This is a genomic window from Acidimicrobiia bacterium (assembly GCA_029210695.1).
Classification (GTDB): Bacteria; Actinomycetota; Acidimicrobiia; order Spongiisociales; family JAHEDJ01; genus JAHEDJ01.
Window position 1 is genome coordinate 19,111 of the sequence record JARGFH010000023.1, and the last position, 13,388, is coordinate 32,498.

The window sequence follows — 13,388 nt, forward strand, 5'->3', positions numbered from 1 at the left end:
ACTGAGTCCGGCCGGCCTGATATCTACGCGCTGCGGTACCCGGAGACCTCGAGCAAAGCAGCCGGGTCGATGCCCGCACCCGCCGGAGTTACCTGATCCACGATCGAGCGGCCGTGCATCGAGAAAGGCTCGGGAACCTCGAGCGACTCGCCGGTCCCCGTCCTGACCAGGACCACGTCGGGATAGTCGGACGCTTCGTCGTTGTTCCGGGTCACCATCACGAGTTCGCCCCCGGCCAGCTGAAGCAGCGAGCCGGTCGGGTAGACGCCGACCATCTTGATGAAAGCGTGTACGAGGCTGGGATCGTAGAACGTGCCCGCCCCTTGCAGGAGGACCTGCAGAGCACGGTTTGGCGTTTCCGCTCGCCGGTAGGAGCGGCGGGTGGTCAAAGCGTCGTACGTGTCTGCTGTTGCTACAAGCCGGCTGAAGAAGTGGCGCTCGCGGTCGTACACCAGCGACGGATAGCCCTGCCCGTCGAAACGAGCGTGGTGCTCGAACGCGACCACGGCTGCGATCTCCTGGCCCGGGGCGGCGGCGGCGAGGATGGCGGCGGCACCTTCCTGCGGGTGCAACTTGATCTCGGCCCATTGCTCCGGATTCAGCCGACCGGGATATTGAAGGGTCGAAGCTTGCACCCGGACTTTGCCGATGTCGTGGAGAAGTGCGCCAACGGCGAGCAACTTCAGCTCATCCTCGGGCAGACCGGCGAGACGAGCGAGCGCAATCGAGAGAATGCACACGTTGACCGAGTGATAAAACGTGTACTCGTCGTGGCTCTTCATCGTGGAGAGCAGGAGCGAGGCGCTCGGCTGGGCGAGTGTCTGCTCGACGAGCTGTTCGACTGCCCAGGTGGCGCCGGTCAGGTCGAAGCCCTCATCAACTTCGAGCGCAAGGGCAACCCCCCGCAGCACGTCCAGCGAGCGGGCATAAGACCGGCGAAGCCCGGAGATCGCTTCGTCCGATTCGAGTTCGGCCCTGGTGAACGGTCCTTCGTTGAGTCGAATCGTGCCGCCTGCAGGAATGTCACCAGACAAACCGGCGGCGAAGGCCACCAGGTCGTACACATCGCCTTCCGATACCGGATATTCGAAAGAAATCGACTCAATGCCTCGACTCTGGAGATCGCGCAGCAGCTTGTTGAACTCGAGCGACGCATGAGCAAGCAGGCTCCGATTCTCATAAAGTGAATCGCCGAGTATCGACAGCACAACTTCACCGACCGAGTCCTTCGAGAGGGCATCGGCATTCTGCCGGAGCTTCGCCAACACTTCACCCGTCGCCGGGTGATCAATCGGATAGAGGGTGAGCTGCTTGGTTGCCCCTCGGAGTTGTCCCAACAACGCCCGCGCCGCTTTTTCGCTCATGTAGAGCTTCCCTTCAGTGCGTCCTTCGCCGAGCGTCGGAGTATCCGGGTCGACGAACTCAACGAGAACCGTTTCCTGGCAAGTTGCTCGAGCGCGGTGCGAGCTGTCGGCCCGGTTCGCTCCGACAGCAAGTCGACCACCCGCTGTTTCTCAGACAACTCGAGACCGCGACGGTCCAGGGCGCCGACCAGCAAACGCTCGGCCGAATCGGTTTCGTGCGTTCCGAGCAACGCGATGGCCGTCTGCCGCACGCTGGCATGATCGTCACCCAGTGCCGTCTCAAAGAATGGAACGGCTTCATCACCGAGCATCGCCAGGCCGCGCAGTGCCTCGAGCCGTACCCGGTGGTCGGAATACGAAAGGACCGGGCGCATCATCCGGATAGCGCCGCGGTCACCTGTGTGCCGGAGGACGATGACGAGGTTGCGAACCAGGTACCAACGGGGATCATTGAGCCGGGCAGTCAGCGGTTCCGCATCCTCGCGGGCGACCTCCGAAAGAATGTCGACGAGCATCCGCCTGCGCGCGGCATCTTGCTCCTCAGCGAGAAGATCGATCAACACGTCGACGGAACTGGTTCCCAGAGCCTTGAGCAACTGCACCGCAGGAGCGGCCTCACCGCCTTCGGTCGCCTTCTGGACGACGGCACTCATGATCTCGGACGATGAAATCTGTCCGAGTGCTTCGTCGACCTCAGGGCGACGGTGTTCGGCAAACGTGCTGGCATCCAGCACCGCCCGCAGCCACAACTCGGCGCGCCGGTATTGACCCCGCCGAACGGCAGTACCGACCTTACCCACCCAGATTCGCATCAACCGCCGGAATCGGTCGTCGCGGTCCTCCGCGAAGAGCAGTCCGCGGAACACCTCCAGCGCGTGGTAGAAGAAGTGCTGGGGGTTCGGAAACTCCGCGCGGAGCGCCTCGAAGAAGGCCGTTGGGTCCGCCTGGGCGCCTGCCAGGTCGCGGAGTCGCTCGTGAACGCTGACTGCCGCCACTTCTCGAGCGGCTTGCACAGCGTCGGTAGCTTGAATGAGCTCGAGCAACTCTTCGGGTCGGCCATCGACCCTGTCGGTTGATACTCGCGCATAGTCGAGGAGCAGGGCCAAGCCCGAAGGATCAAGACGCGGTGCCAGCCTCGCCAACTCGTTGCCGGCGAACTGATCGAGAAACGCCCGCTCTGCATCTGACTCCTGCTCGTTCAGGTAGCGAGCGAACACCTCCATGTTGGCCGGTTCCGGGATGTGGAAGAACGCCTCGACGAACGCCTTGACCACCTCCTCGCGCCCCTGGTAGTCCTCATCCTCAACGAGATCGAGCGTTGCCCGGTACTCCTCGAGGAACAGATCCGCCAGGCGGTCGGGATCTCCGCCGGCCTTCTCCATCAACGCCAGTGCGAACTCCTTCGGATCGGCACCCTGCTCGATGACCGATTGCACCCGGTCGTCTCGATCGGTTGTCTCATCTTCCGCAACGGCCCTCAGTTGCGTACGCTGAACCACCGACATGCTGGCAACGCCATCTCGACGGAGGGCCGCAGCCACTCCGCCCGATGCCCGGACGGTGTCCTCCTCTTTCGCCAGGGATGCGAACAACTTGGCAACATCCAGCGCGGTCGGAGCATCTTCGAACCGTATCGATTCGATGTGGTGCACGAAACAACGTCTGGCCAGGCGTTCTGCTCCCTCGCGTTCGGTTTCGATTTCGAAGCCGTCTGATAGGAACCGCTGGCCTTCGATAGCGAGCGCCATATCGGGTTCTATCGAGTCGCGCAGGGTCTCGATGGCGCGCCGGAACGCGGGCTGCGTTTCTGGGTCCGGGTAGAGACTGTGAACGGTCCATGCGGTTCCCAGTGCCTCAACAGCGACCACTTGCGGGCGACGCTCTTTTGACATCAGTCGATGTGTATCAATTCTTCTCGGAGGGCATACATCACAGCTTCGCCGCGTGAATGCAGCCCCAGTTTGTCCAGAATGTTGCGAACGTGGTTCTTGACGGTGTTCTCCGAGATATAGAGCATCTCGCCGATTTCGCGGCTGGTCCTGCCCTGGGCGACTGCCTGGAGCACTTCGATCTCGCGACCGGTGAGCGCAGGCTTGCGGCCAACCACCACGTCACGATGACGCAACATCTGAGCGACAGTCTCGAAGAGCTTCATGCCCATCGCCGGCGAGACCACCGCCCCGCCGGCCACAACATCCTTCATGGCGGCCACCAGTTGAGGAAGCGGCGTCGTCTTGGTGATATACCCGACGCTGCCGGCCTTGATGGCCTTGAGGAGATCCTCCCCGGATTCACTGGCCGTCAACAACACGACTTTGGTCTTCGGGGCTGCTGCCAGGAGCTTGTCAACGACCTCCAGGCCGGAAATCCCGGGCATGAGAACATCGAGAACAACCAGGTCCGGTTGCTGCTCCTTGGCGACCTGCACCCCGGCCAGGGCGTTTTCGGCGGTTCCCACAACTTCGAATCCGGCGTTCTCCAGAGCAGCAGACATCCCGGCCGTGAACAACTGAGCATCGTCGACGATGATCACACGGGTCATGCCGGCTCAATCAATCCGAGCGCGCCGTCCCGGCGGCGGTAGAGCACACTCGGCATCTCGCTATCTGCATTCTGAAAGAAGAAGAAACTGTGGCCCAGCAGATCCATCTGCAGCGCAGCTTCTTCCGGGGTCATCGGTTTCATGACGAACTGCTTCACCCTGACGATGGCGTGACCCTCATCACCTTCTTCATCGAGGGACGCGAAGCCGATATCGTCTTCTTTCCGCCCCTTCCGTGACCGCTGAACAAGCCGCTCTTTGAGGCGGCGGAGGCGCTTCTCCATCTTGTCAACCGCCAGATCGAGCGCTGCTTCAGCGGACTCGGCGGATGACTCGACGCGCATGATTTGGCCGGCCGCCCGGCTCGTCACCTCCACTTTGAAGCGTCCCTCGGTCACGCGACGATTCTGAGCCTCTGTGAACTCGACGTCTGCGTCGAGTATCCCATCGAAAAAGCGACCGGCGTGAGCGACCTTGGTCTCGGCCATCTCACGAAGTCGCTCGTCCACGCTGGTGTTCCTACCGCGGACTCGAACTTCCACGCTCTACCTCCGATCCTGGGAGTTCCGGTTGGCTCACCAACCAGGGATACTCCTCACTCAAGAGACTAGTCACTTTCACCGCGCGTGTGGCGGTTACGGCGCCGACGACCATCCCATTCAAGACTCCCGCGGCCGACTGCAAGGTCGAGCCGGTAGTGATGACATCGTCGATGAGAAGTATCGGCTGGTTTGTTGCTTTGCTGAAGAACATCGGGGGACGTCGTCGAGCCGAGCCGCGACCCGTATGACTTGGCGTCCACAGCGGCGCACGCACGGCCCGTCCAATCGGATTCCCCGTCACCCGCCCCAGAACGCGGGCGAGGATGAGCGCCGCATCGACCCCGTAACGAAGTCGTCGGGTACCCGTCCTCGGTATGGGGACCAGCGTCCCCGAAAACCCTTCGATCAGTGGGGCCATGCGAGCCGCCAGCCATTCTGCAGCAGGGAACAGACCCTCGAACTTGAGTCGGTGGACCAGCCTGCGCGGTGTGCCCTCGTGCACAAACGCAGAACGGACAATCAGGCCGGCCGGCAGCCGTTGCATCCCACCCCATCTCGTCCACTGCGAGCAGCCTTCGCAGACGATTCCGGAACTCCAACTGCGACATGCCAAACAGATCATGACGGCACCGTATCGCCCCCTTGGGACAGAACCGCGACTCGCGACCAGTGACTCGCGTCTAGGTCCCTTCGTTCCAGGAGGCGAGGTAGCGCTTCTGTTCTTCGGTGAGTTGCTCGAGGCCGCATCCCATGGTGGCCAATTTGATCGTGGCTACTTCTGCGTCTAGATGCTCGGGAAGCGTGTAGATCTCAGGTTTCAGGGTATCCGCGTTGACGATCAGCCACTCGGCAGCCATTGCCTGATTGGCAAACGACATATCCATCACATCGGCCGGATGTCCTTCAGCAGCCCCGAGGTTCACGAGGCGGCCCTCCGCCGCCACGAACAGGCTCCGGCCGTCGGCCAGGTCGAATGCCTCGAGATTCTCCCTCACCGGCCGCCGCGCCACGGCCATCGCCGCCAGTGCCGCCAGGTCGAGTTCGATATCGAAATGGCCGGCGTTGGAAAGGATGGCGCCATCCTTCATCCGCTCAAAATGACGGCCCCTTAGAACATGCTTGTTCCCCGTCACGGTAACGAAAATATCGCCGGTCGCCGCGGCATCATCGGCCGTCAACACTTGATGGCCGTCCATCGCAGCTTCGAGCGCACGGATCGGATCGACCTCAACCACGACGACCTTCGCTCCGAACCCCGAGGACCGGTCGGCGACACCGCGCCCGCAATCGCCGTAGCCGACGACGACCACCGTCGATCCGGCCAGCAGCACGTTGGTCGCCCTGAGGATGCCGTCGATCGCCGATTGCCCGGTGCCGTAGCGATTGTCGAAGAGGTGCTTCGTCGCCGAGTCGTTGACCGCAACCACCGGCAGTCGGAGCGTCCCGTCTTTCGACATCGCCCGCAGGCGAATCACACCGGTCGTCGTTTCCTCGGTTGAACCAATCGGATTCAATTCGGTGCGCTCCGTGTGGAGGATGGTGGCAAGGTCGGCCCCATCGTCCATAGTCACGTCGGGCTCGGCATCGAGCACGGCGTGGATGTGCCGGTAGTACCGGTCGGGGTCCTCACCACGCACCGCGAAGACCGGAATGCCGTCCTCGACGAGGGCCGCCGCCACGTCATCCTGCGTGGAGAGCGGATTGCTGGCGCACAGAAGGACGTTGGCGCCACCGTCCCGCAGCGCCAGCATCAGGTTGGCCGTTTCAGCCGTCACGTGAAGGCAGGCCGCCACGGTCCGGCCCTCGAGCGGGCGTTCGGCGCGGAACCGCTCTCGCAGGGATTCCAGCACGGGCATTCTCCGGCCCGCCCAGGCAATCCGTCTGGCTCCTGCACCGGCCAGGGCCGGATCTGCAATATCGAAATCCATGAGTTGATCCTTCACAATCGGTTCTTTAGCTCGGTCAAAATGTCGACGGGCACAGGGTCGATCCCCGCTGCCTCGGCCACGTACACGGATACGAGGTCACCGATGAGCGAAGCCGTGGCGGAGCGCGCCAGCACCGAGGTACCGGTCGTCCACACCTCAACGGCCGCTTGGACGGTCGGGCCGACCAAGTCGGCCGTCAGCCTGAATCGGCGCGAAATCTCAGGCATTTCACCCTGGTCCCGCAAGACTACGAGTCCTGTTGTGCTACTCAAACCATGGTGCGAGGAGGCCCAACCAACGAGCTCGTTGTGGTTGAGCTCCGGCACAATCGACCAGTAGGCCGGCGTCTTGGCGTTCTCGTGGAACTGCTTTGCCCACCGTTGGGCGGCCACCTCGGTTGGGCCGGCCGACCCCCAGACGGCAACCAGACGGCCGGCGAGGGCATCCGCAATTCGACGGGCCTGATCGTGACCGGGACCAGCCCGCTCAACGCCCAGCAGGTCGGCGGTTTCCTTCCCCGCTTCAAGGAGCATCGGAACCGGATCACCGAGCGGCGAGGCGGCCGCCACGATTCTCAATACTGCCCCGACGAGGTATCCCAGCGCCGCCCGGGGTTGCATCCCGGCCGGAACACGAACGGTTGGCAAATCATTCGCACCGGCGACGCGGGTCAACTCGCCGCCCGTCGCCACGACTGCCACCGGCAAGCCGTAGTCGAGGGCAGCATCGACCGATGAGAGCGTTTCTGCCGTGTTCCCCGAGTACGACACGGCAACGACCACCGGTCGCACGTGCTCAGCCCAGGCAGGCAGTCCGTAGTCCTTGTGAATCCGCACGTCGACGCCTTCTGCCGCCGTAACGACGCGAACGAAATCCCCGGAAATCCCGGACCCCCCCATCCCACATACGAGCACGGTCGAAGCCGGGGCAATGGTGGGAGCTTCGAGTTCGGACGCCCACCGGTACTGGTCCGGAAGGCTTTCGATCATGGCCCACATCAGCGCGGCTGCTCGGCTTCATCGATCAGCATGACGGGGATGCCATCTTCAACGGGGTACCGCAGCCCGCAGTCGAGACATTCGAGTTTGGAGGCACCGACGTCCTCGCGGAGATCCCCATGGCATTTCGGACATACCAGGATGGCCTTGAGCTCTGGAGCGATGAGCCCGGCAGGCGACGGGCTGCCCTCGATCACAGTGCGGACTTCGCTCACCATGCGGTCCACCATCGCCGCGTCTGCCCCTTCCACGTTCAAGCGCAAGACCGGTTCGGTATTAGACGGCCGCAGGTTGAACCACCGGTCCGACCACGACACCGTCAGCCCGTCGGTCTTGTCGATCTCGCCATCGGCGAACTTCCGCTCGACGGTGACCAGCGCCGCATTCTGATCGGCAACGGAGAGGTTGATTTCCCCGGATGCGGCGTACGGCTCGACTTCGGTGCGCAGTTGCGAGAGAGATTGCCCCGATTCGGACAGCACTTGAAGGAGCACCAGCATCGCCAGCATGCCGGAGTCGGCCCGGTAGTTGTCACGGAAGTAGTAGTGGCCGCTGTGCTCGCCGCCGAATATGGCGCCGGTCTCCGCCATGATCTGCTTGATGAACGAGTGGCCGACGCGGGTGCGAATCGGCTTTCCACCGGCGGCGATCACGACCTCGGGCACCGCTCGACTCGTGATCAGATTGTGGACGATGGTCGCCCCGGGTTCCCGTGCCAGAAACCATTTGGCGATCAGCGCCGTTGTCGTGCTCCCCGACAGCGGTCGGCGCTGGTCGTCGATGAAGAAGGCGCGATCGGCGTCGCCGTCAAAGGCAACGCCGAGGTCGGCGCCCTCTGTTTCCATCAACGCGATCAGGTCGACCAGATTGTCGGGGTTGAGCGGATCGGCCGGATGATTCGGGAAGGTCCCATCCGGCTCGAGATACAACGGGACCAGATCTGCGCTGATGCGAGCGAAGACCGCCGGAAGCACAACTCCTGCCATCCCGTTGCCGCCATCGACTGCCACTTTGAGGTTTCCGATGGCCGGTCCGTTCACGATCGAGAACAGATGCTCGATATATCCGGACAAACCATCGAAGTCGGCGGCCGACCCGGGTGTTTCGGCAACCGGCAACTCACCTTCCGCCATCGCCCGGATGTCCTGAAGCCCGGTATCGTGCCCCACGGGTGCAGCACCGGCGCGGCACAGCTTGATGCCGTTGTATTCGGGAGGGTTGTGCGAGGCGGTGATCATTGCCCCCGGGACTTCCTCGCGACCGGATACGTAATACACCGTGTCGGTAGCAACCTCTCCGAGATCGAGCACATCGACACCTTGACCTGTGATTCCTTCGATGAACGCACCGGCGATGCTCGGCGACGATGCGCGACAATCGCGACCAACTGCGATCCGATCGGCGGAGACGAACGACGCAAACGCCGCGCCGATACGGCGGGCTCCCTCTGCGTCGAGGTCACCGGTGTCGGTGCGGCCCCGAATGTCGTATGCCTTGAAGATCATCTCAAAATCACTCATACGGTCCTTTCCGCGTTGAGCCCGGATTGTACGGCACGGAAGTGGACCCTTCTCTCCCGCCTAAACTCCCCTCGCCAATGGTCAGTGTCTCGATTGTCATCCCCATCCACAATGAAGCCGGCTTCCTGGCTACCGCCTGGGCTCGGTTGCGCCCGGAACTCGAGCAACTCGAGGCCGACGTTTCTGTGTACCTAGTTGAGAACGGCTCGACCGATGAGACCCTTGCGATCGCACGGGGACTAGAAGGCTCGTCTGTCTTCGTGCTTTCGCTCCCCCAACCCGACTACGGGGCGGCGATGCGGGAGGGGTTCCTGGCTGCCGCCGAAGCCGACTGGATCGTCAACTTCGATATCGACTACTTCTCGGTTCCATTCATCCGCGATCTCTTCGACATCGACGCCGACGTCGTCATCGCCTCGAAACGCGCACCCGGCTCTGATGATCGGCGCTCTGCACTGCGGAGGGCCGGGACACGCACCTTCAATCTGCTGCTACAAACGCTCTTCGGGTCCCGGGTGTCGGACACCCACGGGATCAAAGGGTTCCGGGGCCAGGTGGTCACCCGGCTCGTCCCCATGACGACGCGCACCCTGGATTTGTTCGACACCGAACTCGTATTGAGGGCAGAGATGGCAGGGCACCGCATTACCGAGGTGCCCATCGTGGTCGAGGAGCTACGAGAGACGAGGTCGTCGTTCGTCAAGCGGGTGCCGAGGACCCTCAAGGGCCTTCTTCAGCTCCGCCGGTCCTTCTCGAGTGAGCGCCGGAACACGAGATCCCGGTAACCGGCATATTTCGGAAACAAGATCACGATTACGGCCGAGAATTTGGCGATGTTGAGCTGCAGCACGGTCAGAGGCCCCCACAGAAGCTGCGCCCCTTCGACGATCGCCAATGTGGCGGCCAGTGACAGGATGTTCACCACGTAGAAGACACCTGTTTCGCGGGTAGACCCCCAGCCTTCGTCGAGTTTGAAAGTCCACCGCCGGTTCAAGACATACGACAGCGCGGTGGCCGCTACGTACGAGATGGTGACGGCTACCGACGCCTCCCACCGCTCGTTGGGAAGGACCAGCAGCAACACGTTGAAGATTCCAAAATCGATGATCGTGTTGAACCCGCCCACCACCGCCAGCCGGATGAACTGCCCGAGGGATTCCCGGTTCATGAAACTCTGCAGGTACCGCTTCACTTGGCGGTCGCCCTGCGCCACACGAACGGCAAGGTGATGGCCAGACCGACCACGGTCAGCACGATCCCGATCCACTCGGCCCAGGTTCGTTCAAACCGGAGCTCCACATGCCCTTCGGTAGGTACGACCACCATCAGCGATGGTGTCGCCCGGTACGGCCCATCGGCCCCTTCGGCCGTCCAGTTCGGAAAGTATGAGATCTTGACGAGATGGGGCACTCCGATCGCCGTAGTGTCGAACGAGAGCGAGTCGTCGGTGATCTGCACGTTGGTTGCCGGAGCATGCTCGCCGATCGGGACGAGCGGTAGTTCATCGAGCCCGTCGATGCGGGGCCAGTTCGCAGGACCATTCGCAGTGACCCAGCGGTCGAGAAGATCGATATCGTCGTACCACTCGAAGGCAAGGTCCCCGAACGGCGATTTGCGTTCCTCGCCGGTGATGATGGAGAGGGGAACGCCGAGCACCTTGGCAAACAGGCTTCCGCCCCGTCCATCCGCGTAGACGGCCGGTTCATGGGTGGCAACCTCGACCAGGTCGTGGGAGGGCAGCTCGTACACACGGAATGGGCCGCTGGCGGCCACTTCTTCGAAAACCTCCGGCAGTGCGGCCGCTTCGGCCAACGCCTCCTCGCTGAAAGCAACGTAGTAGCGCACGCCGTAGATCTCGAGGTGCTCGACACCTCGCTCGAAGTCGAAGGTGTGGTAGTTGAGTCCGGGGATGGGGTTCGACGGCTTCCTGCTCATCTCGGCGGCGTTGAGAAAGTGAAACGGGGTCGTGAGCGAGGACTCGAAGAACAGGCCCTCCATCGAGGGATGCCCATCCGACCAATAGGGGAACAGCATCAGCGACATCGAGGTGCCGTATTGATCCAGATAGTCGGAATCGACCTCCCATTGGATCCGCCCGTCGGGCAGGGTATCGATCGTCTCCATCAGCGCTTCGTACTCGGGCCAGGGCGCCTTGCTCTCGTAGCCGGAGTAGTTCCAGGTCGCCCATCCGGAGAGAAAGGCTATGCCGAGGCCTCCAGCCCCGGCGAAGCCCACCGAGCCGGCCAGCACCAGCACGATCGCGGTGCGAACCTCGAGAGCGAACACCATGGCGGCCAAAGCTGCCAGCGCCACGACCCCGGCCACGATCAAGGCAATCCCGGAATTCCCCGGCCGGCCGGAGAAGGCACCGGCCGCCATGAGGAGGGCGATGGTGACCACCGCCGTGATCGGTTGCCAGAGGGCCAGTTGCTTCGGCAACCGCCTGGCGAGCCCCACCATCAGAGCACCGACTGCCAGACCTGCGAAGAACGACAACCCGAAGAACCAGTATGGAAGGAGCCGGCCATTCCAGAGTTTCCATGGTTGCTCGGCGAAAGCCACCGGCAACCAGAAGTAGATCAACGGAATCAGGGTCAACCCGACGACCGGGACGGCCCTGGCGGTCTTCCGCACCGCCCACACCATGCCGACCACCGCCAGGGGAACGATCGGCCAAATTTCAACCGGGAACAACTCGTCCCACCTGGTGAGCGGCGACCAGGCCATGTCGGCGGTCAAACCGAATCTCGCCAGCAAAGGCAACGCCCAGAACCCTGCCACCGCGAAGCCGGCGATCCAGGTAAACGCAATGCGTCCGGCCGCCCGTCTCCACATCAACATCGGCAGAGTTGCGAACACGATCACGATCGTGGTGATGACGTGACTGAGTGCTGTGAGCCCGAGCACCAACGCCGCAACAGGGAGCAAAGATGGATCGTCTTTGAGGCCGCGGATCAGAAGTCCGAAGTAGAGGAGCGACAAAGCGAACGACCACGAAAACGAAAACTCACCGGCCAGGGTGGAAGCGATATTCGCCCCGTAGATCGTGAAGCTCTCGATGAATACGAAACTGCCCCCGGCCGCACCCCCGACGGTGGCAACAGCACGGGAGAGTCCCATTGAGCGAGCCAGAAAGTACGCCGCCGGAGGAGTCGCCAGCAGACCGGCCACAGTCACCATCTTGAAGGCGATCCCGTACGGGAGGACAAGATCGAGGAACACGATGACGAGGGAGGGAAGCGGGAAGTAGAAATAGAAGATCGGGAACCCGGCGAACCAGCTATTGCTCCAACCCATGATCTGCCCGGATGGCAACAACACGTCCCTGAGGAATGCGGGTCCGAGGACATGTGCACCCATGTCGCCACCCGCAGGGGTGTTGGCCGCAAAGATGAGATCCGGTCGCATCACCCCCAGGATCAGGAGGCTGACGATGCCGACTCCGACGAGCGGGACCCAGTTGGGAGTGGAGTCCGATGCGGTGGCGGGCGAACGACCCGATTGAGTCATGCCGGGAGGCTACCGGCCGCGCTCAGGAACGCGGCTTCCGAACGAGTTCGAGAACGTCGCGCAGATCTAGGGATTCGCCGTCACGGTCCCACCACTTCTCATCGCATTTATGGCACGAGAAGAAATCCACTTCCGTTCCATCCGGAAGTTTCTGATGGATCTCGATCACTTCATCGACACCGCACCCGGGGCACTGCACGTTGGAGATGTCCTTCCCTTGAACCGACGGCACAGAATGTTAGTCCCCTCTGCCGTCAATCTCACCCTTCCTCGAGCAACTTCCCGACATAACGGCTCCTCCGTCGACCATCCTCGCGCCAGTGGGCATACCAGTAGGGGCCGTGCGGGCAGCGGGTGCAGTTCGCTTTGCCGCAGCGGACCTGCTGCTGGCGAAGTTTGACGTCCGCCTGTGTCCCGGGAGGCAGCACCCCTGTCCTTTCGAGGTGAGCTGTCGCAAGGATCAACAAGCGGCGAAGTTCATGCTCGTCGAGATCTCGAACCGCGTCGATGAGGTCCCGGTCGAGCGCCACGACGCGTCAGGCAACCTCGAGCGGAGCAAACAAACGAGCAGCCGTCCGGCGATCGGTGAGCGTCCAACCGAGTGGTGGGGTCATCCGATCTGAATGCTGGCCGCACATCAGGTATCCGGCGCCGGGCTGAAACCCATCGCCGATGTCGTCCAGCCAGATCGCCCGCTCCCCATAGTTGTAAGACATAATCGACGCCGCCGGCGCTCCACATCGTGCACACGATCCAATCATGCGGGCCAACCTAGGCGCTCGACGGCCTACCACCAAGGATTTCGTCTTACGTGCCGGTTCGCGAGTAAGACGATTTTGTCATTTTGGGGCTTTTGGCAATTGGCAATTGGCAATTGGCAATTGGCAATTGCGAGTTTGCGGCTCACGGCTCACGGCTCACGGCTCACGGCTCACGGCTCACGGCTCACGGCTCACGGCTCACGGCTCACGGCTCACGGCTCAC

Annotated in this window: 14 protein-coding genes; 1 reads left to right on the forward strand and 13 read right to left on the reverse strand. The window is 62.5% G+C overall.

Annotated elements, in window-relative coordinates; translation table 11 throughout:
• Positions 1-23: 23 nt before the first annotated feature.
• The 8 genes from P1T08_09110 to manB all read right to left on the reverse strand — a co-directional run bounded on the left by P1T08_09110 (position 24) and on the right by manB (position 8,894).
• Positions 24-1,364 carry an HD-GYP domain-containing protein gene (locus P1T08_09110; protein ID MDF1596242.1) on the reverse strand — a complete coding sequence of 447 codons (1,341 nt, stop codon included), beginning with the start codon at positions 1,362-1,364 and terminating at the stop codon, positions 24-26.
• Positions 1,361-3,256, reverse strand: coding sequence for a HEAT repeat domain-containing protein (locus P1T08_09115; GenBank protein MDF1596243.1), 1,896 nt, complete (start codon positions 3,254-3,256; stop codon positions 1,361-1,363). Before P1T08_09115 ends, P1T08_09110 begins: the two co-directional genes overlap by 4 nt.
• Complete coding sequence (locus P1T08_09120) at positions 3,256-3,906, reverse strand: response regulator transcription factor (GenBank protein MDF1596244.1); 651 nt, start codon at positions 3,904-3,906, stop codon at positions 3,256-3,258. The genes P1T08_09115 and P1T08_09120 overlap by 1 nt, the downstream gene beginning before the upstream one ends.
• Positions 3,903-4,415 (reverse strand): ribosome-associated translation inhibitor RaiA, encoded by a 513-nt coding sequence (gene raiA, locus P1T08_09125; protein MDF1596245.1) that lies wholly within the window; start codon positions 4,413-4,415, stop codon positions 3,903-3,905. Before raiA ends, P1T08_09120 begins: the two co-directional genes overlap by 4 nt.
• Before the next feature lie 10 nt (positions 4,416-4,425).
• Complete coding sequence (locus P1T08_09130; GenBank protein ID MDF1596246.1) at positions 4,426-4,992, reverse strand: hypothetical protein; 567 nt, start codon at positions 4,990-4,992, stop codon at positions 4,426-4,428.
• A 136-nt stretch (positions 4,993-5,128) separates the two neighbouring features.
• The gene (gene ahcY / locus P1T08_09135) at positions 5,129-6,376 is read right to left on the reverse strand and encodes an adenosylhomocysteinase (protein MDF1596247.1); all 1,248 of its coding nucleotides are present in this window, start codon (positions 6,374-6,376) and stop codon (positions 5,129-5,131) included.
• An 11-nt stretch (positions 6,377-6,387) separates the two neighbouring features.
• Entirely contained in the window at positions 6,388-7,365 is a 978-nt protein-coding gene (locus P1T08_09140) for a bifunctional phosphoglucose/phosphomannose isomerase (protein ID MDF1596248.1), read from the reverse strand.
• A gap of 8 nt (positions 7,366-7,373) precedes the next feature.
• Positions 7,374-8,894 (reverse strand): phosphomannomutase/phosphoglucomutase, encoded by a 1,521-nt coding sequence (manB, locus tag P1T08_09145; protein MDF1596249.1) that lies wholly within the window; start codon positions 8,892-8,894, stop codon positions 7,374-7,376.
• Between the two features lie 77 nt (positions 8,895-8,971).
• Here manB and P1T08_09150 point away from each other — a divergent pair, with 77 nt between their 5' ends.
• Entirely contained in the window at positions 8,972-9,679 is a 708-nt protein-coding gene (locus tag P1T08_09150; GenBank protein MDF1596250.1) for a glycosyltransferase family 2 protein, read from the forward strand.
• Here P1T08_09150 and P1T08_09155 read toward each other — a convergent pair.
• From P1T08_09155 to P1T08_09175, 5 genes are read right to left on the reverse strand one after another with little or no spacing between them, the layout of a single operon-like run.
• Positions 9,628-10,062: a GtrA family protein gene (locus tag P1T08_09155; protein ID MDF1596251.1), complete on the reverse strand. Its 435-nt coding sequence runs from the start codon at positions 10,060-10,062 to the stop codon at positions 9,628-9,630. The genes P1T08_09150 and P1T08_09155 overlap by 52 nt on opposite strands.
• A 20-nt stretch (positions 10,063-10,082) precedes the next feature.
• The gene (locus P1T08_09160) at positions 10,083-12,404 is read right to left on the reverse strand and encodes a hypothetical protein (protein ID MDF1596252.1); all 2,322 of its coding nucleotides are present in this window, start codon (positions 12,402-12,404) and stop codon (positions 10,083-10,085) included.
• A 22-nt stretch (positions 12,405-12,426) separates the two neighbouring features.
• Positions 12,427-12,636, reverse strand: a complete 210-nt coding sequence (locus P1T08_09165; protein MDF1596253.1) for a hypothetical protein — start codon at positions 12,634-12,636, stop codon at positions 12,427-12,429.
• Positions 12,637-12,664: 28 nt separating this feature from the next.
• Positions 12,665-12,934 carry a hypothetical protein gene (locus P1T08_09170; protein MDF1596254.1) on the reverse strand — a complete coding sequence of 90 codons (270 nt, stop codon included), beginning with the start codon at positions 12,932-12,934 and terminating at the stop codon, positions 12,665-12,667.
• A 6-nt stretch (positions 12,935-12,940) separates the two neighbouring features.
• The gene (locus P1T08_09175) at positions 12,941-13,165 is read right to left on the reverse strand and encodes a DUF3499 family protein (GenBank protein MDF1596255.1); all 225 of its coding nucleotides are present in this window, start codon (positions 13,163-13,165) and stop codon (positions 12,941-12,943) included.
• Between the last annotated feature and the right edge of the window lie 223 nt (positions 13,166-13,388).

Excerpts from the sequence above, each read along its gene's own strand:
- P1T08_09110 (MDF1596242.1), bottom strand. The coding sequence starts at position 1,364 with ATGAGCGAAAAAGCGGCGCGGGCGTTGTTGGGACAACTCCGAGGGGCA.
- P1T08_09115 (MDF1596243.1), bottom strand. The coding sequence starts at position 3,256 with ATGTCAAAAGAGCGTCGCCCGCAAGTGGTCGCTGTTGAGGCACTGGGA.
- P1T08_09120 (MDF1596244.1), bottom strand. The coding sequence starts at position 3,906 with ATGACCCGTGTGATCATCGTCGACGATGCTCAGTTGTTCACGGCCGGG.
- P1T08_09130 (MDF1596246.1), bottom strand. The coding sequence starts at position 4,992 with ATGCAACGGCTGCCGGCCGGCCTGATTGTCCGTTCTGCGTTTGTGCAC.
- ahcY (MDF1596247.1), bottom strand. The coding sequence starts at position 6,376 with ATGGATTTCGATATTGCAGATCCGGCCCTGGCCGGTGCAGGAGCCAGA.
- P1T08_09140 (MDF1596248.1), bottom strand. The coding sequence starts at position 7,365 with ATGATCGAAAGCCTTCCGGACCAGTACCGGTGGGCGTCCGAACTCGAA.
- manB (MDF1596249.1), bottom strand. The coding sequence starts at position 8,894 with ATGAGTGATTTTGAGATGATCTTCAAGGCATACGACATTCGGGGCCGC.
- P1T08_09150 (MDF1596250.1), top strand. The coding sequence starts at position 8,972 with ATGGTCAGTGTCTCGATTGTCATCCCCATCCACAATGAAGCCGGCTTC.
- P1T08_09155 (MDF1596251.1), bottom strand. The coding sequence starts at position 10,062 with ATGAACCGGGAATCCCTCGGGCAGTTCATCCGGCTGGCGGTGGTGGGC.
- P1T08_09160 (MDF1596252.1), bottom strand. The coding sequence starts at position 12,404 with ATGACTCAATCGGGTCGTTCGCCCGCCACCGCATCGGACTCCACTCCC.
- P1T08_09175 (MDF1596255.1), bottom strand. The coding sequence starts at position 13,165 with ATGATTGGATCGTGTGCACGATGTGGAGCGCCGGCGGCGTCGATTATG.